Genomic DNA, 1,328 nt, shown 5'->3' with positions numbered 1-1,328 from the left:
TCTCGTTTGTTATCGGTCTCTCGATAGAGGAGCCAGCGTTCAATCGAACTACTACATGGAAAGTTTTAGTTGCAGCTAAAGCCTGGGTCTCACATTACCCGATTTTGAGAGTTATTATCCATACAAACAATTCAAGTGGATTCTCAACGCGTGGCAGTTTTACTGTGCGTCAGGTAAAGTGTTCTATGGTGCAATGCAGCGGCTTGGTCAGTGCGTTGTTCACCACTTAATTGGGCGTTATGCCGTACCCTAGAAAATAGCAAGGAGGTTAAATGGGACAGTTTTTTGATCAGGTTGCTGAAGAGTGGGATGATTGTGCGGACAAAGTTAAAAGGGCAAACATTACCGCACGTAAAATAATGGCAATACCTTCACTGGATAATAAGAATCTGATTGATTTTGGAAGTGGTACGGGATTGCTCGGCATTCAATTATGTGAAATTTTTCAACATGTTTTACTTGTTGATTCATCAGAAAAAATGCTCGGCCAAGCTGAATTAAAGATAAGAAACTCTCAAATATCTAATATGACAACAAAGTTGGCTACGGATTTATTCGCCATAGACGGGCAGTACTCAGCAATTGTCACGTTGATGACACTTCATCACATATTAGATACGCGTTCCTTTTTTGAGTCAGCTTATGAGCGCTTAACTGTTGGTGGGTGTCTGGTTATAGCCGACCTTTATAGTGAAGACGGTTCGTTCCATAAGCACAATCCAAGTTTTGACGGACACAATGGCTTTAACGTTTCTGACTTAACAGAATTGGCTCAATATGCTGGCTTTACTGTAGAGTCAACAGAACAATACCATGAAATATGGCAGGAAAATTTTTCAAATGAAATAACTGCATATCCATTGTTTTTGTTTGTAGCACGAAAAACGACATAACACATATGAGCCTTCTGTCTGTCAATAGGCAATAACATCCTGTTGGCTGCGTGAGCAGTCAATGCTCTTCGAACAACAAAGTTATCTACTTCGCTTTGTCATTTTGGTCATTAAGCATTGCTTACGACAAACACATATTGAGGATCTCTTATTGCGGTCTCGCCGCTGCCTATGACTTGTCATAGGGTCACTAGACATCTATCGGTTAACCCCAGCAGGCACTATTCAACAAAATGGTTAAATAGTTGTTTTCCAATTATCTTCAGGCTCAGCCGAGGTGTAAGGTAAGCGCCCCACGATCCCACGGAGCGTTTTAGTGTGAGAAGTTCCAAGGAAGAAGTGAGTTGATATCAGGCTCTGGCTTTGCCAGTTCCCTCATACATTTGACCATGTAATCGTAGAGTATCAGTCCGTTAGCTTTCGCCGTCTCGATGA

General features: G+C 41.6%; 3 protein-coding genes. 2 read left to right on the top strand and 1 reads right to left on the bottom strand.

Features of this window, described 5'->3' with window-relative positions; genetic code table 11:
- Together AACW06_RS19570 and AACW06_RS19565 are read left to right on the top strand one after the other, a co-directional pair.
- Positions 1-230 (top strand): hypothetical protein (locus tag AACW06_RS19570; RefSeq protein ID WP_238336764.1); only part of this gene is annotated, 230 nt, incomplete at its 5' end.
- A gap of 42 nt (positions 231-272) precedes the next feature.
- The gene (locus AACW06_RS19565) at positions 273-893 is read left to right on the top strand and encodes a class I SAM-dependent DNA methyltransferase (RefSeq protein WP_192076332.1); all 621 of its coding nucleotides are present in this window, start codon (positions 273-275) and stop codon (positions 891-893) included.
- Positions 894-1,206: 313 nt separating this feature from the next.
- Here AACW06_RS19565 and AACW06_RS19560 read toward each other — a convergent pair.
- Positions 1,207-1,328 (bottom strand): transposase domain-containing protein (locus AACW06_RS19560; RefSeq protein WP_192076331.1); only part of this gene is annotated, 122 nt, incomplete at its 5' end.

Source organism: Vibrio sp. S12_S33 (assembly GCF_963889785.1).
Lineage (GTDB): Bacteria > Pseudomonadota > Gammaproteobacteria > Enterobacterales > Vibrionaceae > Vibrio > Vibrio aestuarianus.
This window is presented reverse-complemented; position numbering and strand designations above follow the sequence as displayed.

Bases quoted from the DNA above. Each gene is read 5' to 3' on its own strand.
- AACW06_RS19565 (WP_192076332.1), top strand. From the start codon at position 273: ATGGGACAGTTTTTTGATCAGGTTGCTGAAGAGTGGGATGATTGTGCG.